The following is a 25,992-nucleotide window of genomic DNA, read 5'->3' as shown; positions in this document are numbered from 1 at the left end:
TTGCAATAGTTAGCAAAGTCCGGCAGGATCGACGCATGGCATCGCTCAACGTCGGAAATCTCGGCGAGTACCTCCGCGAACAGCGGCGGCAGGCCCAGCTCTCGCTGCGGCAGCTGGCCGACGCGGCGGGGGTGTCGAATCCGTACCTGAGCCAGATCGAGCGCGGGCTGCGCAAGCCGAGCGCGGACATCCTGCAGCAGCTCGCCAAGGCGCTGCGGATCTCCGCGGAGACGCTGTACGTGCAGGCCGGGATCCTCGACGAGCGGGATCGCGACGAGGTGGAGACGCGGGCCGCGATACTCGGCGACCCGTCCATCAACGAGCGGCAGAAGCAGGTGCTGCTCCAGATCTACGACTCGTTCCGCAAGGAGAACGCGGCCGAGGCCGAACCGGCCGGCGCGGACGACGACGACACCGACATGCACCCTACGAACTGAACTGTGATCCGGGAGGACCAGCCACATGGCCATCGCCGATGACCTGAAGAAGACCCTCACCGACCCGACTCCGCTCTACTTCGCCGCCGGCACCGCCGACCTCGCGGTGCAGCAGGCGAAGAAGGTGCCCGGGCTCATCGAGCAGCTGCGCGCCGAGGCACCCGCACGCATCGAGGCCGTGAAGAACACCGACCCGAAGATCGTGCAGGAGAAGGCCAGGGAGGCGCAGGAGGCGGTCACCGCCAAGTTCGCCGAGGTGCTCACCGCGATCGACCCGAAGAAGCTCGGGGAGACCGCGCAGGACCTGGCGCTGCGCGGCGTCGGCGTGGCCGCCGAGTACGCGGTGCGCGCCAAGGAGACGTACGACAAGGTCGCCGAGCACGGCGAGCAGGCCGTACGCACCTGGCGCGGCGAGGTCTCCGAGGAGATCGTCGACATCGCGGTCGCCGTCGAGCCGAAGCCGGAGCAGCCGGCGCAAGAGCCCGCCGACGCCTCCACCGAGGCTGCGGGCTCCGACGAGGAGAAGCCCTCGGCCCGGAAGTCCCCGGCCCGCAGGAACAACACGAAGAAGGCCGCCGTCATGGCGGGCGACGAGAGCTGAACCGCGGACCGGAAGCGGATTCCGTGACGGCGGGCCGGGCACCAGCGGGGTGTCCGGCCCGTTGTCGTCTGCGGGGGCCGCTCTGCCGGTAGCGTGGAGGCAGGCGGCATCAGGCGTGCGCAGCGTGAGAGGGCGGTCAAAGGCGATGTTGATGAACGGGTTCGATAACGGAGTGCTCCCGTTGCTCGGGTTCGCCATGCTGGCGCTCGCCGTCGTGGCCCTCGTCTTCGCGGTCCTCGCGCGCGAGGACGCGTACCGCGCCGCCGACAAGCAGACCAAGACGTTCTGGCTGGTCATCCTCGGGGTCACCGTGCTGGTGGACTTCTTCCTGGGGATGCTGTTCCTGCAGATCGCCGGCCTCGTGGCCACCATCGTCTTCTTCGTCGACGTACGCCCGGCCCTCAAGCAGGTCTCGGGCGGTGGCGGCCGGCGCAAGGGCGGCAGCAGCAGCGACGGCCCGTACGGCCCGTACAACGGCGGGCGCTGACCCGCCGCCGCTCGCCCGCCGGTCAGCCCTCCGCGCGGGAGAGCAGGACCACGGCCACGTCGTCGGTGAGCTCGCCGCCGTTGAGGCGCCGGGCCTCGGTGACGGAGGCCTCCAGCAGGCCCTCGCCGCTCAGACCCTCATCCAGGTGCCGGTTGATCATCTCGACCATGCCGTCCTGCCCGAGCCGCTCCTTGCCGTCTCCGATGCGGCCCTCGATCAGGCCGTCGGTGTAGAGCATCAGGCTCCAGGTGCCGCCCAGCTCGACCTGCCGGCGGGGCCAGCGGGCCTTGGGCAGCAGGCCGAGCGCCGGACCGCTGTTCTCGTACGGCAGCAGCTGCGCCCGGCGGCCCGGCCGGGATATCAGCGGCGCCGGATGGCCGGCCAGGCACAGGCCCGCTCGGCGGCCGTCGGGGGAGATGTCCACCGTGCACAGGGTCGCGAAGATCTCCTCGCAGGGGCGCTCCACCTCCAGGACCTCCTGGAGGGTGGCCAGCAGGTCGTCTCCGCACAGACCGGCCAGGGTCAGGGCGCGCCAGGCGATGCGGAGCTCGACGCCGAGGGCGGCCTCGTCGGGGCCGTGGCCGCAGACGTCGCCGATCATCGCGTGGACGGTGCCGTCGGGGGTGCGGACGGTGTCGTAGAAGTCCCCGCCGAGGAGCGCGCGGCTGCGGCCGGGGCGGTAGCGGGCGGCGAAGCGCAGGTCCGACCCCTCGAGGAGGGGGTTGGGGAGCAGGCCGCGCTCGAGGCGTGCGTTCTCCTGGGCCCGAAGTTTCGATTCTGCAAGCTTGTACTGGGCGATGTCCGCCCGCTTTCTCTCCACGGCGTAGCGGATCGCCCGGCTGAGGAGGCGGCCGTCCAGCTCGTCACGGAAGAGGAAGTCCTGCGCCCCGACCCGGACGGCCTCGGCGGCGCGCTCGGCGTCGGCCTCGGCGGTGAGGACGAGGACGGCGTGGCCGGGCGCGATCCGGAGCACCTCGCGGAGGGTGGCCAGCTCGTCGACGACCGCGGTACGGGAGCCGCCGGCGGTGGACCCCGTCCCGGAGAGGGAGAGGTCCAGCAGGATGCAGTGCACGTCGTGGGTGAGCAGGCGCGCGGCCTCGGTGAGGTTGCGGGCGGTGCGGAGCCGGATGCGGTGCCGGTCGGCGTCGAGGATCTCGGGCACCGTGAGCCCGCCTGCGGGATCGTCCTCGATCACCAGCAGGGTCAGGGACGCCTGGGGTGTGGTGGCGTGCGGCGCCGCGGGCAGCTGAGCGGCCAGGACCGCCTGGGCGGCCTGCGCGCTCTCCGTGGCGGGGGTCTCCCTCTGCCGCGGTACGGGTACGGCCATCGTCTCCGGTTCCTTCCCTCCCCCCGAGGGTGCGTCCGGCAGACCCTAGCGGTCGGTGGCCGCAGAACGGAATGGCGTTCCGGGCCAAGGCCGCCGTCATATGCCGTTATCGCGGGGGAATGCGCCTCACTGACTGACCACTGAATGACCAACGTCACGACGGAGGCCGTCGTCGTCCCGCCTGGCGAGACGCGCGGAACCCCCCGCGGGTTCCCTCCGGCACGGCCTTTCCCACCCCGCGGGCTGCGGTTACGCGTCCGGGCGGACCACTGCCTTGATCGGCATCGAGCCCGCCCCCGTCAGGGTGACGCTGCGGCCCGGGCGGGGGGCGTGGACGATCGCGCCGTCGCCCACGTACATGCCGACGTGGCTGGCGTCGTCGAAGTAGATGATCAGGTCACCCGGCCGCATGTCCTTGATCGCGACCTTCGGCAGCAGCCGCAGCTGCTCCTGCGAGGTGCGCGGGATGCCCTTGCCCGCCGCGCGCCAGGCCTGTGAGGTGAGGCCGGAGCAGTCGAACGAGTCCGGGCCCTCGGCGCCCCACACGTACGGCTTGCCCATCTGCGCCGTGGCGTACTGGATCGCCTTCTTCCCCGACTCCGACGCCGAGCTGTTGATCTCCTTCAGCACGCCCGTCGACAGCCATGCCGTCTGCGCCTTGTACTGCGCCTCCTGCTCGAGCTGGATCAGCCGGGCCTTCTCCTCGGCCTGCAGCTTGCTCTCCAGCGCCTCCGCCGCCTTGATCTTCTCCTCGATCTGCTTCTTCGAGGTCTCCTGCTTGATCCGGTTGGCCTCGAGCTTCTCCCACTGAGCGCTCGCGTCCTTCGCGTACTGCTGCAAGTCGCTCTGCGTGCGGTTCATTTCGGACATCAGGTCCGTGGCGGCCTTCTCGCCCCGGCGGATCCGGTCCGCCCCGTCGAGGAACTGGCTCGGGGTGCCGCTCAGCGCCAGCTGCGCGCCGGCCGGCATCCCGCCCGAGCGGTACTGGGCGCGCGCGGCGGCTCCCGCACGGTTCTTCAGGGTCGTGATCCGGTCCTGACCCGCCGCCACCTGCTTCGCGATCTCGACGATCTTGGCGGACTGGGCCTTGGCCTCACTGTCGGCGAGGTTGTACGCGTCCGTCGCCGTGCCCGCCTGGCGGTACAGCTCGTCGATCTCCTTGCGCACCTGCTCGAGGGACTTGGCGCCCGGCTCCGGAAGCGGCGCCGCCTGCGCCGCACCGCTCATGCCCACCACGGCCAGCAGCGCCGTCGTACACAGCAGCGTGAGAGCGGACATACCGCTGCGCCGCCTACGCTCCACGGTCCCCATGGTCCCCCCAAGGTGCCCCGAGTCCGACCCGACGTCAGATCCGCACCGGATCCGACATCAGATCTGACTATTCATCAGTAACTTTGCGCTGCCTTCGGGATGGTGCCACGAGTCGGTGAATTCCAACACCCTCACAGGCGCCATCCCGATCTTCCCCAGTCCCCCACACACATCCCGACGGCTCAACGGGCCACCCCGGTAACCGGTTCCCCGCGCGCGTCACATTCACCCCGCCGGGCGCAACGCCTCCCAGTGCACCGTCAGTTCCCCCTGCCGCCACCGCCCCGGGCCGTCCGCAAGCGGCCAGTCGGCGGCCAGCGCCCGCGCCGTCCGGATCCAGCGCTGCCGTGCCCCGTACGAGGCGTACGGGGCGGCCGCCGCCCACGCCCGGTCGAAGTCGCGCAGGAACGCATGCACCGGCTCGCCCGGCACGTTGCGGTGGATGAGCGCCTTCGGCAGCCGCTCCGCCAGGTCCGAAGGGCGCTCGAGGGAGCCCAGCCGGGTCGCGAACGTCACCGTGCGCGCCCCCTCGGGCCCCAGCGCAACCCACACATGGCGCCGCCCGATCTCGTCACAAGTCCCCTCGACGAGCAGCCCGTCCGGGGCCAGGCGCGCGCACAGCCGCTCCCACACCGCCGCCACCTGCTCCTCGTCGTACTGGCGCAGGACGTTCGCCGCGCGGATCAGCGCCGGCCGGGCCCCGCCCTCCAGCGGCACCTCGAACCCGCCGTGCCGGAAGCTGAGCCCCTCGCGCTCGTACGGCTTCGCCGCCGCGACCCGCGCCGGCTCGATCTCGATGCCGACCACCCGTACGCGCGGCGCCGCCTCCCGCAGCCGGGCCAGCAGCTCCACCGCCGTCCACGGCGCGGCCCCGTAGCCGAGGTCCACCGCGACGGGCGCCTGCGCGCGCCGCAGCACCGCCCCGTGCGTGGCCGCGATCCAGCGGTCCATCCGGCGCAGCCGGTTCGGGTTCGTCGTCCCGCGGGTCACCGTGCCCACAGGGCGGCGCGGGGGCGGGGCGGAGCGGGAGGACATGCGCCGAGCGTAAGCGGAGGGCCCCCGCCGGAGGAAAAAGGGCCCCCGCCGGATGAAAAGAGGGCAGACCGCGCCGCAAACAGCGAGGAAAAAACACCGGCTCCCGGAATGCGGGACACGGCCGTACCGGTTGCACTCCTTGGAGGGCGCCCCCGCGCGCTCCGCAGCGCTGCCCTGCATGCCCGTCCCGTCCAGCACGCCGCCGTCCGAGCGAGAGGAACTGCTCTCTTGAGCCAGTACGTGTCCCGCCTCGGCGGCAGCCTCGGCGGCCGGATCGCCGCCGCCCGCGGTACCCGCCACGACCCGCCGCGCCTGCGCCTCCCGGCCGTCGGCCACCACCGCAAGCCGCGCCGCGTCGCCATGCTCAGCGTGCACACCTCACCGCTGCACCAGCCCGGCACCGGCGACGCCGGCGGTATGAACGTGTACATCGTGGAGCTGGCCAAGCGCCTCGCCGCGATCAACATCGAGGTCGAGATCTTCACCCGCGCCACCGAGGGCGGCCTCCCGCCCGTGGTCGAGCTGGCCCCCGGCGTCCTCGTACGGCACGTGGACGCGGGCCCGTACGAAGGCCTCGCCAAGGAGGAGCTCCCGGCCCAGCTGTGCGCCTTCACCCACGGCGTCATGCAGGCCTGGGCCGGCCACCGGCCCGGCTACTACGACCTCGTCCACTCCCATTACTGGCTCTCCGGCCATGTGGGCTGGCTCGCCGCCGAGCGCTGGGGCGTCCCCCTCGTCCACGCCATGCACACCATGGCCAAGGTCAAGAACGCCGCGCTGGCCGAGGGCGACACGCCCGAGCCCGCCGCCCGCGTCATCGGCGAGACCCAGATCGTGGCCGCCGCCGACCGGCTCATCGCGAACACCACCGAAGAGGCCGAAGAGCTGGTCCGGCACTACGACGCCGACCCGGGCAAGGTCGCCGTCGTCCACCCCGGCGTGAACCTCGACCGCTTCACCGTCGGCGACGGCCGCGCCGCCGCCCGCGCCCGCCTCGGCCTGCCGCAGGACGCCGTCATCCCGCTCTTCGCCGGCCGGATCCAGCCGCTCAAGGCCCCCGACATCCTGCTGCGCGCGGTCGCCGAGCTCGTCGACCGGGACCCCTCGCTCCGCCGCCGGCTCTTCGTCCCCGTCGTCGGCGGCCCCAGCGGCAGCGGCCTCGCCAAGCCGGAGGGGCTGCAGAAGCTCGCGGCGAAGCTCGGCATCGCCGACCTCGTCCACTTCCACCCGCCGGTCCGCCAGGACGCCCTCGCCGACTGGTTCCGGGCGGCGTCCGTGCTGGTCATGCCCTCGTACAGCGAGTCCTTCGGACTCGTGGCGATCGAGGCCCAGGCCACCGGCACGCCGGTGCTGGCCGCCGAGGTCGGCGGGCTGCCGGTCGCCGTCAACGACGGCGTGACGGGACTCCTCGTACCCGGGCACGACCCGGTGGACTACGCACGGGAGCTCCGGCGCTTCGTGGACGACCCGGGGCTCGCGGGCCGGATGGGCGCCGAGGCCGCGCGGCACGCGCAGTTCTTCGGCTGGGACACGGCGGCGAGCGGCACGGCGGACGTGTACACCGCAGCCATGCACGATCACCGCCGTCGCGTACGCTCCCACCATGGCTGACGCTGACACCGCCGACACCGCCGCGATCATCGAGAGCACCTTCGCCGAGGCCGGACTCGCGTGGGAGAACCCGGAGCCGGGCTCGTACGTGGTCCAGCTCCCCGGCACCCGCAAGCTGAGCACCACCTGCTCGGTCCGGGTCGGCCGGCACTCCCTGTCCGTGAACGCCTTCGTCATCCGGCACCCCGACGAGAACGAGGCGGGCGTCCACCGCTGGCTGCTGGAGCGCAACCTCAAGCTGTACGGGATGGCCTACGCGGTCGACGGGCTCGGCGACGTCTACCTGACGGCCCGGCTCCCGCTGTCCGTGGTCACCCCGGAGGACCTGGACCGGCTGCTCGGCACGGTCCTGGAGGCGGCGGACGGCGCGTTCAACACCCTGCTGGAGCTGGGCTTCGCGAGCGCGATCCGCCGCGAGTACGAATGGCGCGTCTCGCGCGGCGAGCCGACGTACAACCTGGACGCCTTCAAGCACCTGACGCAGCCGTCGTCCTGACCCGGCCTAGGCCTCGACGGCGGTGGCCGGGGCGGGGGCGGGGGCCGCCGGCGCCGCAGCCGATGCCGAGACCACGGACCCGGGCTCGGCTCCGGCCAGGTTCCGCATCAGCAGCCAGTAGCCCAGCGCCGCCACCGTGCCCAGCAGCGCCACGGACGCCCAGAGCCAGCCCGCGCCCCACCGGTCGATCATGGACCCGGCCATCAGCGGAGCGACCAGCGAGGCCACTGCCCAGGACATCGTGTACATGCCCTGGTAGCGGCCGCGCCCGTGCAGCGGGGAGAGCCGGGCGACCAGGCCCATCTGGGTCGGGGAGTTGATGATCTCGGCCAGCGTCCACACGCAGACGGTCAGCCCCAGGCTCCACACCGACCCGGCGAAGGCCGTCAGCCCGAACCCGTAACCGGCGAGCAGCGCCGAGACCACCAGCAGCTTCTGCGGGTCGCCCGTCTCGAGGAACCGGGTGACCGGGAGCTGCAGGAGCACGATCAGCACCCCGTTGACGGCGACGACCAGCCCGTAGTCCCCGGTGGAGAAGCCGCCCGAGCCCATGGCCAGCGGCAGCCCGAACGAGCCCTGCGTGAAGATCAGCGAGATCAGGAACGACAGTCCGACCACGCCCATGAAGCGCCCGTCGCGCAGCACCGTCCCGAGCCCGATCTCCGGCTCGGCGGCCGCCTTCTCCGCGGAGGTCCGATCCGGCCGCGACTCCGGCAGCCTCACGTACACGAGCACCGCGCAGACCAGCGTCAGCGCCGCCTCCCCGAGGAACCCGGCCAGGTAGCTGTACTCGGCGACGAAGCCCGCCGCCGTCGCCGAGACGGCGAAGCCCAGGTTGATCGCCCAGTAGTTCAGCGCGAAGGCCCGTACCCGGTCCTCCGGCCGGACGATGTCCGCCATCATCGCCTGGACCGCCGGGCGCGAGGCGTTCGAGGTCATGCCGACCAGCAGCGCCACCGCCGCGATGGCCGCCGGGTGCTCCATGAACCCGAGCAGCGCCACCGAGAACGCCGTCGAGGCCTGAGCCGCCATCAGCGTAGGGCGCCGGCCCAGCCGGTCGGTCATCACGCCCGCGACGAGCGAGGAGATCACCCCGCCGAGCCCGTGCAACGCCACCACGAGTCCGGCGAAGGAGGCCGAATAGCCCCGGTCCACGGTCAGGTACAAGGTCAGGAACGTGGCGACGAAGGCCCCGAGCCGGTTGACCAGCGTGCTGGTCCACAACCACCAGAACTCCCGTGGCAGACCCGACACGCTCTCGCGCGCCGCCCGTCTGAGACTGGCAACGGACATACGGAATCCCCCCGGCGATGTAAGTGGCGCTCCTGCTCACCGCAACCTACGGGTGGGGGGTCCGCGAAGGCCACCGGATTGACGCGCACCGTCAATCCACGGGCGTGGACACCGCGCGCGAGCGCCCCCGCGCGTCCATTAGGCTCGTACGCATGGCCGACGCACCGCACAAGCTGATCCTCCTCCGCCACGGCGAGAGCGAGTGGAACGCGAAGAACCTGTTCACCGGCTGGGTGGACGTCAATCTCAACGAGAAGGGCGAGAAGGAGGCGGTCCGCGGCGGTGAGCTGCTCAAGGACGCCGGCCTGCTCCCCGACGTGGTCCACACGTCCCTCCAGAAGCGCGCGATCCGCACCGCGCAGCTCGCCCTGGAGTCCGCCGACCGCCACTGGATCCCGGTCCACCGCTCCTGGCGCCTGAACGAGCGCCACTACGGTGCGCTCCAGGGCAAGGACAAGGCGCAGACCCTCGCCGAGTTCGGCGAGGAGCAGTTCATGCTGTGGCGCCGCTCGTACGACACCCCGCCGCCGGCCCTCGAGGACGGTACGGAGTTCTCCCAGTCCGGGGACCCGCGCTACGCGGCCATCCCCCCGGAGCTGCGCCCGCGCACCGAGTGCCTCAAGGACGTCGTCGTCCGCATGCTCCCGTACTGGTACGACGGCATCGTCCCGGACCTCCTCGCGGGCCGCACGGTCCTGGTGGCCGCGCACGGCAACTCCCTGCGCGCCCTGGTCAAGCACCTGGACGGCATCTCCGACGCCGACATCGCAGGTCTGAACATCCCGACCGGCATCCCGCTCGCCTACGAACTGGACGCCGAGTTCAAGCCCCTCAACCCGGGCGGCACCTACCTCGACCCGACCGCCGCGGCGGCCGCCATCGAAGCCGTCAAGAACCAGGGCAAGAAGAAGTAAGAAGAGCGATCACGCCCCCGACCTGCGCGTACGGTGCAGGTCGGGGGCTCTCGTCTGCTCCGGGCCCACGGTGGGCCCTCAGCGCGGGGATCGTCCGGCCGCAGAGCCTTCGCCGGCTCGCGTTACTCATGCTGACGTGCCGTCACTGCGTCAATCCGGGGCGCACACGGTCACGAAGCACGTGCAGACGAAGGGCCCCGGCCGAGGAATGCGGTCGGGGCCCTTCACGTACGGGATGCGGGGCCGGGCGGGGTCAGCCGCCGCACTGGCAGGGCGCGCCGGACTGGCAGCCGCAGCCGCAGCCCGAGCCGCAGCCGCAGGCTGCGAGCAGCGTGAGGCGGAGGGGCTCCGGCCTCGGCGGCTGCTCCTGCTCCGGGATGATGGGGACGGGGGAATCGGGCATGGATCCTCCTCGCAGGCGGCGTACAGGGAGTCGTACTGGCCTTCGCCCTCATTCATGCCCAGCCGCACCGGCGCGTCAACGGCGCACAGGGGCAGAACGGTTCAGGCGCCCTCGACCTGCGTCGGCGCCTGCAGCTCGTCCGCGTGCTCGCCCGTCACCAGGTAGACCACGCGCTTGGCCACCGACACCGCGTGGTCCGCGAAGCGCTCGTAGTAGCGGCCCAAGAGGGTCACGTCGACCGCGGTCTCGATGCCGTGCTTCCAGCGGTCGTCCATCAGGTGCTGGAACAGCGTGCGGTGCAGCTGGTCCATCTCGTCGTCGTCGTGCTCCAGCTGGAGCGCCAGGTCGACGTCCTTCGTGATGATGACCTCGGCCGCCTTCGCCATCAGGCGTTGCGCCAGCTGCCCCATCTCCAGGATGGTCGCGTGCAGGTCGCGCGGCACCGCCGTGTCCGGGAAGCGCAGCCGGGCCAGCTTGGCCACGTGCTGGGCCAGGTCGCCCGAGCGCTCCAGGTCGGCGGACATGCGCAGCGAGGTCACCACGATGCGCAGGTCGGTGGCGACGGGCTGCTGGCGCGCCAGCAGCGCGATGGCACGGGCCTCCAGGTCGTGCTGGAGGTCGTCGACCTTCTGGTCGGCGGCGATGACGCTCTCGGCGAGCTTCAGGTCGGCGTCGAGCATGGACGTCGTGGCCCGCCCGATCGCCGAACCGACGAGCCGCGCCATCTCGACCAGGCCTTCTCCGATCGAGTCCAGTTCCTCGTGGTACGCGTCACGCATGGATTGTCCCTCTCTTGCCTGCTCTGCCTCTTGCCCCACGGGCCGGGCCGGGGCGGCCTCATGCCCCCACGTTGACACGGTGAGCTGCGAACGCGTCCGACTCCGGCATCACAAGTGAATCAACCCCGTCGTCACGGTGAACTCTGGGCGACGACTGTTCGAGGTGCCACCCGAACGGCTGTGGAAGTGCCGTCGTGCCTGCTTAACCTGGATCCATGGACGTGAACGCGGCGGTCGCCGCAGCTGCAGCGATCGCCGGGCTTTGTACCGGTGTGATCGCGATGCTGGCGTTCCGCTGGAGCGAGCGCGACCAGGCCCGCCCCACCCGGAGCTCCATGCGCCCCGACATCAACGCGGTGCTCCCGCCCGGCGTGGACACCGTCCTTTCCGTGCTCCGCTCCTCCGCCGTCGTACTCGACGAGGGGGACGCGGTCGTCAAGGCCTCGTCCGCCGCATACGCCCTCGGGCTCGTACGCGGCGGCAAACTGGCCGTCGAACCCATGCTCCACATGGCCCGCGACACCCGCCGCGACGGGGAGATACGCCAGGTCGAGCTCGACCTGCCCCGACGCGGCACCGGCCGCGGCGAGGCCCTCGCGGTCTCGGCGCGCGTCGCCCCGCTCGGCTCCCGGCTCGTCCTGCTCCTGGTCGAGGACCTCACCGAGGCCCGCCGCATCGAGGCCGTACGGCGCGACTTCGTCGCGAACGTGTCGCACGAGCTGAAGACGCCGGTCGGGGCCATCTCGCTGCTGTCCGAGGCCGTCATGGACGCCGCCGACGACCCCGAGGCGGTCAGCCGCTTCGCCGGCCGCATGCAGATCGAGGCCACCCGCCTGATCAACCTCGTACAGGAGCTCATCGACCTCTCCCGGGTACAGAACGACGACCCGCTCGAGGACGCCGAGCCCGTACGGGTGGACACGCTGGTGGCCGAGGCCATCGACCGCTGCCGCCACACGGCGTCCTCCAAGCACATCACCATGGCCGCGGGCGGCACCGCCGACCTGCGCGTCTGGGGCAACCGCGGACAGCTCGCGGCCGCCCTCGGGAACCTGGTCGAGAACGCCGTCAACTACAGCCCCGCCCGCACCCGCGTCGGCATAGCCGGACGCAGGGTCGCGGCACCCGGGGGAGACTTGATCGAGATCGCCGTGACCGACCAGGGCATCGGCATCCCGGAAAAGGACCGCGAGCGCATCTTCGAGCGCTTCTACCGCGTGGACCCGGCCCGCTCCCGCGCCACGGGAGGAACCGGTCTGGGCCTCGCGATCGTGAAGCACGTAGCGGCCTCACACGGCGGGGAGGTGTCCGTATGGAGCTCGGAGGGTCAGGGCTCCACGTTCACCCTGCGCCTGCCGGAAGCAGCCGCGCAGGCCCCGGCATCCACGGCCGCCCCGGCCGGGGAGCCCGCTCCCACACCCGGCCACCCCACCCCTGCCTGAACCAGAACCAGCCATTCCTGCCCCGGAGGTCCTTCCGTGACCCGAGTGCTCGTCGTCGAGGATGAGGAATCCTTCAGCGACGCCCTGTCCTACATGCTCCGCAAGGAGGGCTTCGAGGTCGCCATCGCCGCGACCGGGCCCGACGGGCTCGACGAGTTCGAGCGCAACGGCGCCGACCTCGTCCTCCTCGACCTGATGCTCCCCGGCCTGCCCGGCACGGAGGTCTGCCGGCAGCTGCGCGGCCGCTCCAACGTCCCCGTCATCATGGTGACGGCCAAGGACAGCGAGATCGACAAGGTCGTCGGGCTGGAAATAGGAGCCGACGACTACGTCACGAAGCCCTTCTCGTCGCGGGAGCTGGTCGCCCGCATCCGCGCGGTCCTGCGCCGCCGCGGCGAGCCGGAGGAGGTCACCCCGGCCGCGCTGGAGGCCGGCCCCGTACGGATGGACGTCGACCGCCACGTGGTCACCGTCGCCGGAGCCAAGGTGGACCTCCCGCTCAAGGAGTTCGACCTGCTCGAGATGCTGCTGCGCAACGCGGGCCGCGTACTGACCCGCATGCAGCTGATCGACCGGGTCTGGGGCGCCGACTACGTCGGCGACACCAAGACCCTGGACGTCCACGTGAAGCGCCTCCGCGCCAAGATCGAGCCCGACCCGGGCGCGCCGCGCTACCTGGTGACGGTCCGCGGGCTGGGCTACAAGTTCGAGCCGTAAACCTCCGGCGGTGGTGCGGGGCTCCGGGCCGGCCACGGCCGGCCGGAAGCCGGCCCGGCGGCCCGAAGCCCGGGAGGCCTCCAGGGCCGAGCGGCGCGAGGGGCGCACGCGGGAGGGCCTCGAGCCCGACCCGGGCGCGCCGCGCTGCCGGTGACGGTCCGCGGCCTGGGCCACAAGTCCGAGCGGTAAGCCGCAGCCGGCAGGTGTGATCTGTGGTGCGTATACGAAAGGGGCCCCCTCCGCCGGAGCGGAGGGGGCCCCTTTCGTACGGGGTGCTACCGGCTCAGTGGCCGGCGCTGTGCGAGGGGGAACCCGACGGCGAACCCGAGGCCGCGCCCGACGGGGTGCCCGAAGCGGCGCCCGAGGGGGTCGTGGCCGGGGAGCCGGACGGGCTGCCCGACGGCGTGCCCGAGGGGCTGCCCGACGGGGTGGAGCCGGGGGCCGCGGCCGGGGCCTCGGTCGGGCCGAAGCCCGCGTACATGCCGGAGCCCGGGACGACGAACGCCTCCATCTCCACGTCACCCGTCTTGCTCAGCTGGAAGACGACCTTCTGCGCGTTGCCGTTCTGCACGGCCTCGCCGCCCTCGATCACGGCGGAGGCGTTGCCCTTGCCGCCGATGACCACGGAGCCGCCGGCCGGCACGGTGACCTTGCCGGCTGCGCCCTCGGCGCCCTTCAGGACGACCTTGGACTTGCCACCCGGCAGGGTGATGGCGTCAAGGGTCTGCGGCTTGTCGCCGGAGTTGAAGACCGTCGCGGAGACCGCGGCCGGGCCCTTCTTGCCCTTCTCGGCCTGAGTGATCACCAGCGCGTTCTGGATCTTGATGTCGCCCTTGGTGACGGCGGCGTTGTCCGGCTTGATCTGGAGCGTCTCCGCGTTGTTGCCTGCACCGCAAGCGGCCAGCGAGGCGATCGAGAACACGATGGCGGTGGCGGCGAGGGCGCCGCGTCGAAGGCTGCGGCTCACGGCGGCGGCAACTCCTTGGACGTACGGAACGGAAGGGTGGGCAGTCCCAGGGCGGCCGAGGTAAAGCCGTCCTAAGGGTGTGTCAGCGCGCTTAGGTTACCGAGCCGCCGCCCTGCCCCCGCACCCGACCCTCCGCAGCGCACGGGCCGCCCTCTGCCGGCCCCGCGATCTTCCTTTCCGCCGGCTCTCCCGTCCGCCCTTCCGCCGGGCACTTCCCCCGCCGTTCATCTGCCGATCATGTGCCGCCCGCATATCGCCCTCCCGGCCTGCCGTGATCAATTCCGGGATTCCTTCGAACGGCCCTCCGTGATCAATTCCGGATTGGGCCGGAACCGCTCCGTACGGGTGGTCGCCAGTCGAACGGAGTAGTTCGGTTTCCCGGCTTCGAAACCGGCAAAACGGGACGTACGACACAGGGGCGGGGTCATCGCCCGGGTGTAGCGTGGTCGTTTCGCCCGGTCCGCACAGCGCCTCCGACCTGCGAATACCCCCCTCCGGAAGCCCTTCGCAGCACGTTCGTGTCGCTGTTGTCAAGCCCCGAGATGTGCCCTGACCTGCGAAAACGCCATTCATAACAGTCAGTTCTCGTGTTACCCTGGATAGCCACGGAAGGGGTACCTGTCACATGACGTTCAAGGTTGGCGACACCGTGGTCTATCCCCATCACGGGGCCGCGCTGATCGAGGCCATCGAAACTCGCCAGATCAAAGGCGTGGACAAGACCTACTTGGTGCTCAAGGTCGCCCAGGGCGACCTGACGGTTCGTGTGCCTGCGGACAATGCGGAGTTCGTCGGCGTTCGCGACGTAGTCGGCCAGGACGGGCTGGACCGGGTCTTCGAGGTGCTGCGTGCACCGTATGCCGAAGAGCCGACGAACTGGTCCCGGCGCTACAAGGCAAATCTGGAGAAGCTCGCTTCTGGCGATGTCATCAAGGTCGCCGAAGTGGTGCGTGACCTGTGGCGTCGTGAGCGTGAGCGCGGGCTTTCCGCGGGCGAGAAGCGCATGCTCGCGAAGGCGCGCCAGATCCTGGTGAGCGAGCTCGCGCTCGCCGAGAACACCAACGAGGACAAGGCGGAAGCCCTCCTCGACGAGGTTCTCGCGTCCTGACGCGGCGTGCCGCCCAGGAAAACAGCGTTCACACGGTTGTGCCGCGGTGCCCGATGACACGCCCTCTCCTCCACGAGAGGGCTGTTGCCGGGCGCTGCGGCATGTCTGCACCCACATCTTTTTCCACCGGCGTGCCGGGTCCGGACAGCCTGCTCGACCGGTCGTCACGGAAGGGGCGAGGGCGTCGCACCCGGCACCCTTCAGGCCATACCCATGTCGGCCGAAGTCACAAACCTGGCTCGGAGCTACTGATGTCTGACGAAACGCGCCCCCACCGCACCGCCGCGGTGATCCCGGCCGCCGGCCGCGGGGTACGCCTCGGCCCTGGCGCCCCCAAGGCCCTGCGGGCCCTCGGCGGCACCCCCATGCTCATCCACGCCGTCCGCGCGATGGCCCGCTCCCGGGCCGTCTCCCTCGTGGTCGTCGTGGCCCCGCCCGACGGCGCCGCCGACGTACGCCGGCTCGTCGACGAGCACGCCCTGCCCGACCGGACCGACATCCTGGTCGTCCCCGGCGGCGAAACCCGCCAGGAATCCGTACGCGCCGGCCTCGCCGCCCTCCCCTCGGACATCACCTCCGTCCTCATCCACGACGCGGCCCGCCCGCTCGTCCCCGTGGACACCGTCGACTCCGTCGTCGAGGCCGTGCGCGACGGCTCGCCGGCCGTGGTCCCCGCGCTGCCGCTGGCCGACACCGTCAAGGAGGTCGAGCCCGGGGAGCCCGGCGAGCCCGAGCCGGTCGTCGCCACCCCCGAGCGGGCCCGGCTGCGCGCCGTACAGACCCCGCAGGGCTTCGACCTCGCCACCCTCGCCCGCGCGCACGAGACCATCGCCGTCAACGGCGAGGGCGCCACCGACGACGCCGGAATGGTGGAACAGCTCGGCATCACCGTGATGGTGGTCCCCGGCCACGAAGAGGCCTTCAAGGTCACCCGCCCGCTCGACCTGGTCCTCGCCGAGGCCGTACTCGCCCGCAGGAGGGCCACCGATGCGTACTAGCTCCGCAGGTTCCGCCGCCCCGCTGATCCCCCAGGTCGGCATCGGTACCGACGTGCACGCCTTCGAGGCCGGGCGCGAGCTGTGGTGCGCCGGGCTGTTCTGGGAGGGCGAGGACGGCCTCGCCGGGCACTCCGACGGCGACGTCGCCGCCCACGCCGCCTGCGACGCACTCTTCTCCGCCGCCGGAGTCGGCGACCTGGGCGCGCACTTCGGCACCTCCCGGCCCGAGTGGTCCGGCGCCGCCGGCGTCACCCTCCTGGCGGAAGCCGCCCGCATCGTCCGTGCCGAGGGCTTCGAGATCGGCAACATCGCCATCCAGGTGATCGGCGTACGCCCGAAGATCGGCAAACGGCGCGAAGAAGCGCAGAAGGCGCTCGTCGCGGCCGCCGGTGCCCCCGTCTCCGTCTCCGGCACCACCACCGACGGCCTCGGCCTCACCGGCCGGGCCGAGGGGCTCGCCGCCATCGCCACCGCACTGGTGTACCGGACGAACCCTGCGTAGCCCGTCCCGGCGGGTCCCCGACGACACCTCTTCGGCAACAAAGCGCCCCCGCGCCCTCAAAGGGTCGCGGGGCACTGCCGCAGGCCCACTACCCTGGATGCCGTGACTATTCGCCTGTACGACACCAGCGCCCGGCAGATCCGCGACTTCACCCCGCTCGTCCCGGGCTGCGTCTCGATCTACCTCTGCGGCGCCACCGTCCAGGCGGCCCCGCACATCGGGCACATCCGGTCGGGCCTCAACTTCGACATGATGCGCCGCTGGTTCACGTACCGGGGCTACGACGTCACCTTCATCCGCAACGTCACGGACATCGACGACAAGATCATCGCGAAGGGCGGCCAGCAGAACCGCCCCTGGTGGTCCATCGGCTACGAGAACGAGCGGGCCTTCAACGACGGCTACAACGCCCTCGGCTGCCTCCCGCCCACCTACGAGCCCCGGGCCACCGGCCACGTCACCGAGATGATCGAGATGATGCGCGGCCTCATCGAGCGCGGCCACGCGTACGAGGCCGACGGCAGCGTCTACTTCGACGTCCGCTCGTACCCCGGGTACCTGGCCCTGTCCAACCAGGAGCTCGACAACCTCCAGCAGCCCGCCGAGGAAGGCATCACCGGCAAGCGGGACCCCCGCGACTTCGCCATGTGGAAGGCCAGCAAGCCCGGCGAGCCCGACTGGGAGACCCCCTGGGGCCGCGGCCGCCCCGGCTGGCACCTCGAGTGCTCCGCCATGGCGCACAAGTACCTCGGCGAGGCCTTCGACATCCACGGCGGCGGCCTGGACCTGATCTTCCCGCACCACGAGAACGAGATCGCCCAGGCGAAGGCCTTCGGCGACGAGTTCGCGAGGTACTGGGTCCACAACGCCTGGGTCACCATGGCCGGCGAGAAGATGTCCAAGTCCCTCGGCAACTCGGTGCTCGTCTCCGAGATGGTCAAGAACTGGCGCCCCATCGTCCTGCGCTACTACCTCGGCACCCCGCACTACCGCTCGATGATCGAGTACAGCGAAGAGGCGCTGCGCGAGGCCGAGTCCGCGTTCGCGCGCATCGAGGGCTTCTGCCAGCGCGTCATCGAGAAGGCCGGCAAGACCGTCGACCCCGCCCCCGAGGTCCCGCCCGCCTTCGCCGAGGCCATGGACGACGACCTGGGCGTCCCGCAGGCGCTCGCCATCGTCCACACCACGGTCCGCCAGGGCAACAGCGCCCTCGCCGCCGACGACAAGGACGCGGCGGTCGCCCGCCTCGCCGAAGTGCGCGCGATGCTCGGCGTGCTCGGACTGGACCCGCTCGACCCCCAGTGGGCGGGCGAGGGCGACCGGGGCGAGGAACTGCACGGCGCGGTCGACACGCTCGTACGCCTGGTCCTGGAGCAGCGCGAGTCCGCCCGGGCCCGCAAGGACTGGGCCACGGCCGACGCCATCCGCGATCAGCTGAACCAGTCCGGTCTGATCATCGAGGACAGCCCCAGCGGCCCCCGCTGGACCCTCGGCCCCCGCTGATCCGGGCCCGCCCGGACCAGCCATGTTGTGCCGCCCGGCGCTCCGGGCGGCACACTCTTCATACGTACATATCGCAGCACCAACGAAAACAGGTAGAGGTCATGGCCGGGAACAGCCAGCGCAGGAACCGCCGCACGTCCAACAAGAAGGGCGCCACGGTCGGCAGCGGTGGCCAGCGGCGCAAGGGCCTGGAAGGCAAGGGCCCCACGCCCAAGGCCGAGGACCGCAAGAAGCACAAGGCGAACCGCATCTCCAATGCCATGGCCCGCCAGGCTGCCAAGCGCCGCCCGGCCCCGCGCCGCGGCGGCCCCAAGGGCACCAGCGAGATGGTCGTCGGCCGCAACCCGGTCTTCGAGGCGCTGCGCGACGGCGTCCCCGCCACCACCCTCTACGTCCAGCAGTTCATCGACAACGACGAGCGCGTCCGCGAGGCCCTCCAGCTCGCCGGCGAGCGCGGCAACATCAACCTGATGGAAGCCCCGCGCCCCGAGCTCGACCGCATGACCAACGGGCTCAACCACCAGGGCCTGGTCCTCCAGGTCCCGCCCTACGAGTACGCGCACCCGGAGGACCTCACCTCCGCCGCGTACGACGAGGGCGACGACCCGCTGATCGTCGCCCTCGACGGGGTCACCGACCCCCGCAACCTCGGCGCGATCGTCCGCTCCGTCTCCGCCTTCGGCGGCCACGGCGTGGTCATCCCCGAGCGCCGCGCGGCCGGTATGACCGCCGGTGCCTGGAAGAGCTCGGCCGGCACGGCCGCCCGCACCCCGGTCTCCCGCGTCACCAACCTGACCCGCGCCCTCCAGGACTTCAAGAAGGCCGGCATCGCCATCGTCGGCCTCGCCGCCGAGGGCACGCACGAGGTGCAGGACCTGGAGGCGCTCGGCGGTCCCGTCGTCATCGTCGTCGGCTCCGAGGGCAAGGGCCTCGGCCGCCTCGTCGGGGAGAACTGCGACTACCTGGTCCGCATCCCGATGCCGGGTGGCGCCGAGTCGCTGAACGCCGGTGTCGCCGCGGGCGTCGTGCTCTACGAGGCGGCCCGCCGCCGGGCCACCCGCGGCCGCGTCTGATCCCCGGGCGGCCCCGCCGCCTTGATCCACTTGGCTCATAGGAACTGACCCGTGAGCGTGCCACCCCGCCCCTTTCGGGCGGGGTGGCTTGATCTTGACGGGTCTCGGACACATCCCTCCTGTCAAGGCAGTGTCCTAAACACTGATCACTCGGTTAGATGAGTGTGGACACCAGAACGTCAGGGTTCGACGACCAGCCCGCGCTGAGCATGGTCAAGGTGCCGTGCGATCCCGCACAGGTCATCGTCAACCACGCCAGCTTCCGCGTGCGGCTCGCACCGAGCCCGAGCGCGCGTTCCAAGCCCGCGAACGCCCCCGGCCGCGTGCCCGTCCTCGGCGGCGCCGTGGTCGCCGCCGCCGGTGCCGGCCGCCGCCGGGCCCCCGTCGTCTGGAGCGGCAGGTCCGCCCCCGGCGACACCGCCGCCATGGGCGGACTCATCCAGGCCGTACGCGAACACGGGCGCGGACACGGCGGCCACGACGAATACGACGGGGGCATCACCCAGACCATCCCCCGGATCGACCTCGCCCACGACCTCGCCGAGGACACCCTCGCCACGCCGACCGTCATCGGCCAGCGCACCTACGGAGACCCGGACGATACCCGCCGGCTGACCCCCGTGCGCGACCTCCCGTACGACGCCCGGTACGCGGGCGGCGGCCCCTACGGCGGCCAAGGCGGCCAAGGCAGCCACGGCGGCCAAGGCGGCCAAGGCGGCCACGACGCCGGACCCGGCACCGACTCCCGCCGGGCCTCCTCCGACACCCGCGGGCAGGCCTCGTACTACCCCGGCCGCCGCATGAACCTCGGCGTCGTCCTCCTCCCGCTGCGCGTCTTCCTCGGCTTCATCTGCATCTACGCCGGCATGGGCAAGCTGTGCGACCCCGTCTACTTCGACGGCGGCGAACGCGGTTCCATGGTCACCTGGCTCCGCACCCTCCACCCCTGGGCACTCGCCGAACCCCTGCGCGACTTCGCCCTCGCCCACCCCGTCGGAGCCGGCCTCAGCGTCGCCTTCCTCCAGGTCGTCGTCGGCGTCCTGACGGTCCTCGGCCTGTGGCAGCGGTTCGCCGCCTGCGTCGGCGCCCTGCTGTCCGCCGCGCTCCTCATGACGGTGAGCTGGAAGACCGTCCCCGCCTACGACGCCCCCGACATCATCTACCTCGCCGCCTGGAGCCCGCTGATCATCGCCGGCGCCCCCGTCTACTCCCTCGACGGCCGTCTCGCCGGGGAAGCCTGGCGCACCCTCGGACCCCGCTCCGAGATCTGGCGGCTGCGCCGGCGCGTCCTGCGCCGCGGAACCATCATGGCCACCGTCGTCTGCGGACTCACCCTCCTCGTCGGCTCGCTCCTCGGCGGCGCCGTCCGCTCCACCACCGTGGTCACCGTCCCCGGACCCGGCCAGGCCCCCAGCAACTACCTGCCCGGCTCCCCGCTCCCGCAGGCCCCCGCCAAGCAGCAGCAACAGCAGCGCCAGCCCGCCTCCCAGCAGCCCTCCAAGCCGGCCGAACCCACCGCCAGCGCCTCGGCGCCCGCGGCCAAGTCGGGGCGGGCGGGCAGCGGTTCCACCACCAAGGAGACCGCCGGCACCGGCTCGCAGTCGCCCACCGCGACCCGCGGCTCCGGCAGCGGCCAGACCTCGGGCAGCACGCCCAAGCAGTCCACCCCGAAGCCGCCGTCCTCCAGCTCGGGCAGCGGCAGCGGCGGCGACGCGCCGTCCAAGAAGCCCGGCCTGGTCGGCGGCCTCCTCGGCTGACGGCGGGACGGGACGAAACGAAGCCGGGGCCGGCGCGCACACAGCGCGCCGGCCCCGGCTTCGTACGTACGGGCAGGGCCTCAGGAGCCGCTCTGCGCGGCCAACTCCCGTGCCGCCTCGGTCAGGTCCTTCGCCGTGTCGATCGCCCGCCAGTAGGCCCCCTGGGGCAGCGGAAAGCCCGCCAGCCGCCGCTCGCGGGCCAGCCGCGGGAACGTCGTACGCTCGTGATCACCCAAGTCCGGCAGCAGCGCCGCGAATTCGGGACCGAAGACGTACACGCCCGCATTGATCAGATACGGCGACGGCGGCGACTCGATGAAGTCCAGGACCTGCCCGAACTCGTTGGTCTCCACCACCCCCCACGGAATCCGCGGCCGCGCCAGCGCCAGCGTCGCCGTCGCCCCCCGCTCCGCATGGAACGCCGCCATCTCGCGCAGCGAGAACCGCGTCCAGATGTCCCCGTTCGTCGCGTACCAGGCCCGGTCCGGATGCGGCAGGTGCCGGGCCGCGTACTTCAGCCCGCCGCCCCGCCCCAGCGGCTCCTCCTCCACCACCGTCGTCACCCTGAGCGGCAGGTCGGCCTTGGCCAGCCAGTCCTGCAGCACCTCCGCGAGATGCCCGCACGACACCACGGCGTCCGTCACCCCCTCCGCCGCCAGCCACGCCAGCTGGTGCCCGATGATCGGCACCCCGGTCCCCGGGATCTCCACCATCGGCTTCGGCCGGTCGTCCGTATACGGACGCAGCCGCGAACCCTGGCCACCCGCCAACACGACCGCCTGAGCAGGCGCCTGAGCGAGGGAGGCCGGGAACGCGGCCGCGGAAACGGAGGAGCGGGACACGGGAGGCAGGTCGGTCATGGCCGTCAGGGTAGGGGCCCCGGCCCGGGAGAGTACGGCGACGCCCGTCAGCCCATGGAGGCGACACCCGTCGCGTACGAGGTGTCGCACACGGGCCGCGCGAAGGACTGCGCCTTCGTCGGACCGTACGCATCCACCGCAGCCCGCCCCAGCGCCCGCGCGATCCCCACGCAGTGCTCGGCCAGCGACGGCCGCCGGTCCACCTCCCGCTGGAGGTGCGTCAGTACGTCACCCGGCGTCTCGCCCTGCCGCAGTTCGCTCAGCAGCTTTTCGCGCAGCACGTCCTGCGCGGCGCGGGGCTTCGCGGGGACGGACACGTCCTCGGCGGAGGCGGTCAGGATCTGGGAAGGGGTGTTGTCCGCCCAGGGGACCATGGTGACCGCGAGGGTCCCGGACAGGACCAGGACGACGGGCAGGACCAGGGCGAGGGAACGGCCGATACGGCGGGCAGTGTGGGTCACGAGGGCGAGATTAGCGCTCGGTGAAGATTTGGCGACATTCAGTCACCCGGTCGGGGGATGGTTCGACGTGGCTTTTCGAATTAAGGGTTGACGAGTGGGCCCGAATGGGCCGGTCTGCCCTGGATGGCGAACAGGGGCGCCCCGGGAGGAAGCGCCCCTGTCGTCCTGCCTGTCCGGGCTGTCAGTCGGAGAGCCGCTCACCCGACGACGTCGAGAACACGTGGATCTCACTGGCCCGCGGCACCACGTGCAGCGTCGAGCCCTTCTCCGGCACCTGGCGGCCGCCCACGCGCACCACGATGTCCTGACCGCCCGCGGCCTCGGTGGTCCGGCCGTAGACGTAGCCGTCGGCGCCGAGCTCCTCGACGACGTTGACGGTGATCGTCAGACCGCCCTCGCTGCCGACGTCGAAGTGCTCCGGGCGCACGCCGACCGTGACGGTGCGGTCGCCCGCGTCCGCGGCGGCGGACAGCGCCTCGCGCGACACCGGGACCACGGTCTCGCCGAACTTCACGCCGCCGTCGGCGATCGGGACCTCGACCAGGTTCATGGCCGGGGAACCGATGAAGCCGGCGACGAACAGGTTCGCCGGACGGTCGTACATGTTGCGCGGGGTGTCGACCTGCTGCAGCAGACCGTCCTTGAGGACCGCCACGCGGTCGCCCATCGTCATGGCCTCGACCTGGTCGTGGGTGACGTAGACGGTGGTGATCCCGAGGTCGCGCTGGAGCGCGGCGATCTGCGTACGGGTGGACACGCGCAGCTTGGCGTCGAGGTTCGACAGCGGCTCGTCCATGAGGAACACCTGCGGCTTGCGCACGATGGCACGGCCCATCGCCACGCGCTGGCGCTGGCCGCCGGAGAGCGCCTTCGGCTTGCGGTCGAGGTACTGGGTGAGGTCGAGCATCTTCGCCGCGTCCTCGACCTTCTTGCGGATGGTCGCCTTGTCCTCGCCGGCGATCTTGAGCGCGAAGCCCATGTTGTCGGCGACGGTCATGTGCGGGTACAGCGCGTAGTTCTGGAACACCATCGCGATGTCCCGGTCCTTGGGCGGCAGGTGCGTGACGTCGCGGTCGCCGATGCGGATGGCGCCGCCGTTGACGTCCTCCAGGCCGGCCAGCATGCGCAGCGAGGTGGACTTGCCGCAGCCCGACGGGCCGACGAGGACGAGGAACTCGCCGTCCTCGATGTGCAGCTCAAGCTCGTCGACGGCGGGCTTGTCGCCGCCGGGGTACAGCCGGGTCGCCTTGTCGAAGGTGACAGAAGCCATGGTGATGAATCCCTTCTACCGGCAGGAACGTGCCGGACGATCCGAGTGGAAGGTCTAGTCCAGTAACAAGGACTCCGCCCGACGCTACCGGGCGCCCCTCCTCCTGTCAGCACCCCCGAGGCCGTGACTTCGAACTCTGTGCGATCTGTCGGACCCGCTGCTTGGATGACGGGCATGACCGGCACGCACCGTCCTCGCGACGTCCACGAACTGATCCGCGTCCTCCCCGACGTTCCGGTCCTGCGCGATCGCTGCCGGGCGCTGGCGGCCCTGGACGTTCTCATGGACGGCCGGGGCGGGCGCTTCTTCGACTACGACCCCGGGTGGGGTCCGGGCGTCGAGGCCGCGCTGATGAACAACGGCGCGGGTGACGAGTACGCGATCCTCTTCACGTCCGACGGAGTCTTCGGCCGCGGCTTCGACCACGAGTCCTGGATGAGCCCCTACACGAACGAGGACATGGCCCTGTGGCCCGGGCTCGTGGACACCCTGCCGGAGGCGTTCCGGCCGCTGCTCAGGGAGCCGGCCTTCTGTGACGACGACGTATATGTGGCCACCGTGGTGTTCTGGCGGGAGACCTCCGACACCGCCTGGCGGGCGGGACCGGTGGAGATCCCCGCGGACACGGACGACGGCACGGGCCACCTCTTCCACGTCCTGGCGGCCGGCACCGCGGAGGCCTACCGCTCCTTCGCCGAGGACTACTACGGGACCACCCTCGACCCGGCGGCGATCCGGCACGTCTGGGACCTGCGCCCCCTGACGGAGGACACGCTGAAGGCCCTCAACCCGAACCTGGGGCCCGCCCGTGCGGTCACGGAGCTGGCCCGCACCGGGTACCCCGTGGGCGGGACGACGTGAGGGCAGAGCACCTCGCTTTTGACCTGTGGCTTCGGCCGCTGCTCCTCCCCGGCCTGACGGCCCGATAGCGGAAAGTTCTTCGCGGTGAGGTCTGGTCGCTGTGTAAAGTGAAGGCGATTCTGTGCGCTGCGCAGTGTCACGTGTGCCGCCTTAGCTCAGTTGGCTAGAGCGCTTGACTTGTAATCTTGAGGTCGTCGGTTCGATTCCGACAGGCGGCTCCGTCCCTGGTCAGAGGCTTGATGATCTTGGGAATTCGTACAGAAGCGGAAGGCTCCGGGTGATCACCCGGAGCCTTCCGCTTTGTCGTCAGTGGCGGCCCGAGATGCGGTTCGCCAGGCGGGCCAAGGGGGTTGTGGTCGGGGTGTGGGTCGCGGATTCGTGGCGGTCCGCCTCGCGGTAGGCCGCGTAGAGGGCCTGGACGCCGAGCCAGCGGAAGGGTTCCGGCTCCCAGCGGCGGACGCGGTGGTTGACCCAGGGGAGGGTGGTCAGGTCCGAGGGTTCGCCCAGGACCAGGTCGCGCAGGGTGCGGGCCGCGAGGTTCGACGTGGCTACGCCCGAACCCACGTAGCCGCCGGCCCAGCCGAGGCCCGTCGTGCGGTCCAGGGTGACCGTGGCGCACCAGTCGCGGGGGACGCCGAGGACGCCCGACCAGGCGTGGGTGATCTCCACTCCCGTGAGGACCGGGAAGAAGGACGTCAGGAGCGCGGTCAGGGAACCGATCGTCGACTGCTGGGTGGTGCCGTCGGTGTCCGTGCGCGAGCCGAAGCGGTACGGGACGCCGCGGCCGCCGATCGCGATGCGGTCGTCCGCGGTGCGCTGGGCGTACATGTAGGCGTGGGCCATGTCGCCGAGGGTGCAGGCGTCCGCCCAGCCGATGCGGGACCAGACCTCGGGCGGCAGCGGGGCGGTCGCGATCATCGACGAGTTCATCGGGAGCCAGGAGCGCTTCTGGCCCTTGAGGGCTGCGGTGAAGCCCTCGGTGCAGCGCAGGACGTAGGGGGCGCGGACGGTGCCGTACGGGGTGATGGCCCGTCGGGGGGCGATCTCGGTGACGGGCGTGGATTCGTGGATGACCACGCCGAGGCGTTCGCAGGCGGCGGCCAGGCCCTTGACGAGCTTGAGGGGGTGGATGCGGGCGCCGTGCGGGGTCCAGCTGGAGCCGACGGCGTCGGCGATGTCGATGCGCGCGCGGGTGTCGGTGGCGTCGTAGAGCTCGCGGTCGGTCTCGCCGAAGGCGAGTTCGGCGGCGTGGAAGGCCTTGAGGCGGCTGAGCTGGGCGGGGGTGCGGGCGACTTCGAGGACGCCGCCGCGGTGGATGTCGGCGTCGATGGATTCTTCGGCGGCCACGTCGATGACTTCGGTGACGGTGTCGTTCATGGCTTGCTGGAGGCGGAGCGCGGCCTGGTGGCCGTGGAGTTCGGCGTAGCGGTCGCGGCCGGCGATGCCGTTGTAGAGCCAGCCGCCGTTGCGGCCGGAGGCTCCGTAGCCGCAGAACTTCTGCTCGAGGACGGTGACGCGGAGGTCGGGGGCGGCGGTCTTGAGGTAGTACGCGGTCCACAGGCCGGTGTAGCCGCCGCCGACGATGACGACGTCGGCCGTGGCGTGGCCGGTGAGGGGGGCGCGAGGTGGCTGGGGGGCCTGCTGGTCCGTCGCGTACCAGAAGGAGATGCCGCCGTTGATCGTCATGGGGAGTTGCTACAGGGCGTGCCGGAGGGGTGTCCAGGTACCGGATGTCGGGTTTTGGGGCGGGGGAGGTGGCCGTTTGGCTGATGTGGCGGG

The 25,992-nt window shown here is 71.5% G+C and carries 26 protein-coding genes and 1 tRNA gene; 16 read left to right on the top strand and 11 right to left on the bottom strand.

Annotated elements, in window-relative coordinates:
• Window positions 1-35: 35 nt before the first annotated feature.
• The 3 genes from IF09_RS0129695 to IF09_RS0129685 all read left to right on the top strand — a co-directional run bounded on the left by IF09_RS0129695 (window position 36) and on the right by IF09_RS0129685 (window position 1,525).
• Window positions 36-437, top strand: coding sequence for a helix-turn-helix domain-containing protein (locus tag IF09_RS0129695; RefSeq protein ID WP_030300820.1), 402 nt, complete (start codon window positions 36-38; stop codon window positions 435-437).
• A gap of 25 nt (window positions 438-462) precedes the next feature.
• Complete coding sequence (locus IF09_RS0129690; protein ID WP_030300819.1) at window positions 463-1,038, top strand: hypothetical protein; 576 nt, start codon at window positions 463-465, stop codon at window positions 1,036-1,038.
• Between the two features lie 145 nt (window positions 1,039-1,183).
• The gene (locus IF09_RS0129685; protein WP_030300817.1) at window positions 1,184-1,525 is read left to right on the top strand and encodes a DUF2516 family protein; all 342 of its coding nucleotides are present in this window, start codon (window positions 1,184-1,186) and stop codon (window positions 1,523-1,525) included.
• 22 nt (window positions 1,526-1,547) lie between these two features.
• Here IF09_RS0129685 and IF09_RS0129680 read toward each other — a convergent pair whose 3' ends face one another.
• From IF09_RS0129680 to IF09_RS0129670, 3 genes are all read right to left on the bottom strand, one after another.
• Window positions 1,548-2,852 carry a PP2C family protein-serine/threonine phosphatase gene (locus IF09_RS0129680; RefSeq protein ID WP_030300815.1) on the bottom strand — a complete coding sequence of 435 codons (1,305 nt, stop codon included), beginning with the start codon at window positions 2,850-2,852 and terminating at the stop codon, window positions 1,548-1,550.
• Between the two features lie 249 nt (window positions 2,853-3,101).
• Entirely contained in the window at window positions 3,102-4,130 is a 1,029-nt protein-coding gene (locus tag IF09_RS0129675; RefSeq protein WP_030300814.1) for a C40 family peptidase, read from the bottom strand.
• 258 nt (window positions 4,131-4,388) lie between these two features.
• Complete coding sequence (locus IF09_RS0129670; RefSeq protein ID WP_078613529.1) at window positions 4,389-5,198, bottom strand: class I SAM-dependent methyltransferase; 810 nt, start codon at window positions 5,196-5,198, stop codon at window positions 4,389-4,391.
• Between the two features lie 228 nt (window positions 5,199-5,426).
• Here IF09_RS0129670 and mshA point away from each other — a divergent pair, with 228 nt between their 5' ends.
• Window positions 5,427-6,809 (top strand): D-inositol-3-phosphate glycosyltransferase, encoded by a 1,383-nt coding sequence (gene mshA / locus IF09_RS0129665; RefSeq protein WP_030300809.1) that lies wholly within the window; start codon window positions 5,427-5,429, stop codon window positions 6,807-6,809.
• Window positions 6,802-7,305, top strand: coding sequence for a YbjN domain-containing protein (locus tag IF09_RS0129660; protein WP_030300807.1), 504 nt, complete (start codon window positions 6,802-6,804; stop codon window positions 7,303-7,305). The genes mshA and IF09_RS0129660 overlap by 8 nt, the downstream gene beginning before the upstream one ends.
• 6 nt (window positions 7,306-7,311) lie before the next feature.
• Here IF09_RS0129660 and IF09_RS0129655 read toward each other — a convergent pair whose 3' ends face one another.
• A complete protein-coding gene (locus tag IF09_RS0129655; RefSeq protein WP_030300805.1) occupies window positions 7,312-8,598 on the bottom strand; it encodes an MDR family MFS transporter in 1,287 nt (428 codons plus the stop codon).
• A 152-nt stretch (window positions 8,599-8,750) separates the two neighbouring features.
• Here IF09_RS0129655 and IF09_RS0129650 point away from each other — a divergent pair, with 152 nt between their 5' ends.
• Complete coding sequence (locus tag IF09_RS0129650; RefSeq protein ID WP_030300803.1) at window positions 8,751-9,512, top strand: phosphoglyceromutase; 762 nt, start codon at window positions 8,751-8,753, stop codon at window positions 9,510-9,512.
• 253 nt (window positions 9,513-9,765) lie between these two features.
• Here the strand turns inward: IF09_RS0129650 and IF09_RS46430 are convergent, their stop codons facing one another.
• Together IF09_RS46430 and phoU are read right to left on the bottom strand one after the other, a co-directional pair.
• On the bottom strand, window positions 9,766-9,915 hold the full coding sequence (locus IF09_RS46430) for a hypothetical protein (RefSeq protein WP_199920498.1): 150 nt from the start codon (window positions 9,913-9,915) through the stop codon (window positions 9,766-9,768).
• A 101-nt stretch (window positions 9,916-10,016) separates the two neighbouring features.
• The gene (gene phoU / locus IF09_RS0129640) at window positions 10,017-10,694 is read right to left on the bottom strand and encodes a phosphate signaling complex protein PhoU (RefSeq protein ID WP_030300801.1); all 678 of its coding nucleotides are present in this window, start codon (window positions 10,692-10,694) and stop codon (window positions 10,017-10,019) included.
• Between the two features lie 215 nt (window positions 10,695-10,909).
• Between phoU and IF09_RS0129635 the strand changes: the two genes are divergently transcribed.
• Entirely contained in the window at window positions 10,910-12,136 is a 1,227-nt protein-coding gene (locus IF09_RS0129635; RefSeq protein WP_234321189.1) for a sensor histidine kinase, read from the top strand.
• A gap of 36 nt (window positions 12,137-12,172) precedes the next feature.
• Window positions 12,173-12,853, top strand: coding sequence for a response regulator transcription factor (locus IF09_RS0129630; protein ID WP_007265514.1), 681 nt, complete (start codon window positions 12,173-12,175; stop codon window positions 12,851-12,853).
• Window positions 12,854-13,136: 283 nt separating this feature from the next.
• Here IF09_RS0129630 and IF09_RS0129625 read toward each other — a convergent pair whose 3' ends face one another.
• On the bottom strand, window positions 13,137-13,820 hold the full coding sequence (locus tag IF09_RS0129625) for a hypothetical protein (protein WP_030300797.1): 684 nt from the start codon (window positions 13,818-13,820) through the stop codon (window positions 13,137-13,139).
• A 625-nt stretch (window positions 13,821-14,445) separates the two neighbouring features.
• On the opposite strand from IF09_RS0129625, the gene IF09_RS0129620 reads away from it, so the two are divergent.
• The 6 genes from IF09_RS0129620 (at window position 14,446) to IF09_RS0129595 (ending at window position 20,761) form a co-directional block, all read left to right on the top strand.
• Complete coding sequence (locus IF09_RS0129620; RefSeq protein WP_003953493.1) at window positions 14,446-14,928, top strand: CarD family transcriptional regulator; 483 nt, start codon at window positions 14,446-14,448, stop codon at window positions 14,926-14,928.
• A gap of 251 nt (window positions 14,929-15,179) precedes the next feature.
• Window positions 15,180-15,926: a 2-C-methyl-D-erythritol 4-phosphate cytidylyltransferase gene (gene ispD, locus IF09_RS0129615; RefSeq protein WP_030300790.1), complete on the top strand. Its 747-nt coding sequence runs from the start codon at window positions 15,180-15,182 to the stop codon at window positions 15,924-15,926.
• Window positions 15,916-16,428 (top strand): 2-C-methyl-D-erythritol 2,4-cyclodiphosphate synthase, encoded by a 513-nt coding sequence (gene ispF, locus IF09_RS0129610; protein ID WP_030300788.1) that lies wholly within the window; start codon window positions 15,916-15,918, stop codon window positions 16,426-16,428. Before ispD ends, ispF begins: the two co-directional genes overlap by 11 nt.
• A 102-nt stretch (window positions 16,429-16,530) precedes the next feature.
• Entirely contained in the window at window positions 16,531-17,931 is a 1,401-nt protein-coding gene (gene cysS, locus IF09_RS0129605) for a cysteine--tRNA ligase (protein WP_030300787.1), read from the top strand.
• 101 nt (window positions 17,932-18,032) lie between these two features.
• The gene (rlmB, locus tag IF09_RS0129600; protein ID WP_030300786.1) at window positions 18,033-19,004 is read left to right on the top strand and encodes a 23S rRNA (guanosine(2251)-2'-O)-methyltransferase RlmB; all 972 of its coding nucleotides are present in this window, start codon (window positions 18,033-18,035) and stop codon (window positions 19,002-19,004) included.
• A 158-nt stretch (window positions 19,005-19,162) separates the two neighbouring features.
• Window positions 19,163-20,761, top strand: a complete 1,599-nt coding sequence (locus tag IF09_RS0129595) for a DoxX family membrane protein (protein WP_030300785.1) — start codon at window positions 19,163-19,165, stop codon at window positions 20,759-20,761.
• An 80-nt stretch (window positions 20,762-20,841) separates the two neighbouring features.
• On the opposite strand, the gene IF09_RS0129590 is transcribed toward IF09_RS0129595, so the two are convergent.
• The 3 genes from IF09_RS0129590 to IF09_RS0129580 form a co-directional block, all read right to left on the bottom strand.
• Window positions 20,842-21,621, bottom strand: a complete 780-nt coding sequence (locus tag IF09_RS0129590; protein ID WP_078613526.1) for a nucleotidyltransferase family protein — start codon at window positions 21,619-21,621, stop codon at window positions 20,842-20,844.
• 47 nt (window positions 21,622-21,668) lie between these two features.
• Window positions 21,669-22,082 carry a hypothetical protein gene (locus tag IF09_RS0129585; protein WP_030300783.1) on the bottom strand — a complete coding sequence of 138 codons (414 nt, stop codon included), beginning with the start codon at window positions 22,080-22,082 and terminating at the stop codon, window positions 21,669-21,671.
• A 181-nt stretch (window positions 22,083-22,263) separates the two neighbouring features.
• Window positions 22,264-23,352: an ABC transporter ATP-binding protein gene (locus IF09_RS0129580; protein ID WP_030300782.1), complete on the bottom strand. Its 1,089-nt coding sequence runs from the start codon at window positions 23,350-23,352 to the stop codon at window positions 22,264-22,266.
• Window positions 23,353-23,526: 174 nt separating this feature from the next.
• On the opposite strand from IF09_RS0129580, the gene IF09_RS0129575 reads away from it, so the two are divergent.
• Together IF09_RS0129575 and IF09_RS0129570 are read left to right on the top strand one after the other, a co-directional pair.
• Complete coding sequence (locus IF09_RS0129575) at window positions 23,527-24,213, top strand: hypothetical protein (RefSeq protein WP_030300780.1); 687 nt, start codon at window positions 23,527-23,529, stop codon at window positions 24,211-24,213.
• Window positions 24,214-24,357: 144 nt separating this feature from the next.
• A tRNA-Thr gene (locus tag IF09_RS0129570) sits at window positions 24,358-24,431 on the top strand.
• 88 nt (window positions 24,432-24,519) lie between these two features.
• On the opposite strand, the gene IF09_RS0129565 is transcribed toward IF09_RS0129570, so the two are convergent.
• Window positions 24,520-25,899, bottom strand: a complete 1,380-nt coding sequence (locus IF09_RS0129565; protein ID WP_030300779.1) for an NAD(P)/FAD-dependent oxidoreductase — start codon at window positions 25,897-25,899, stop codon at window positions 24,520-24,522.
• Window positions 25,900-25,992 lie beyond the last annotated feature (93 nt).

Source organism: Streptomyces katrae, from assembly GCF_000717655.1.
Classification (GTDB): Bacteria; Actinomycetota; Actinomycetes; order Streptomycetales; family Streptomycetaceae; genus Streptomyces; species Streptomyces katrae_B.
The sequence above is the reverse complement of the archived record's forward strand: the minus strand, read 5'-3'. Positions and strand labels throughout refer to the sequence as shown.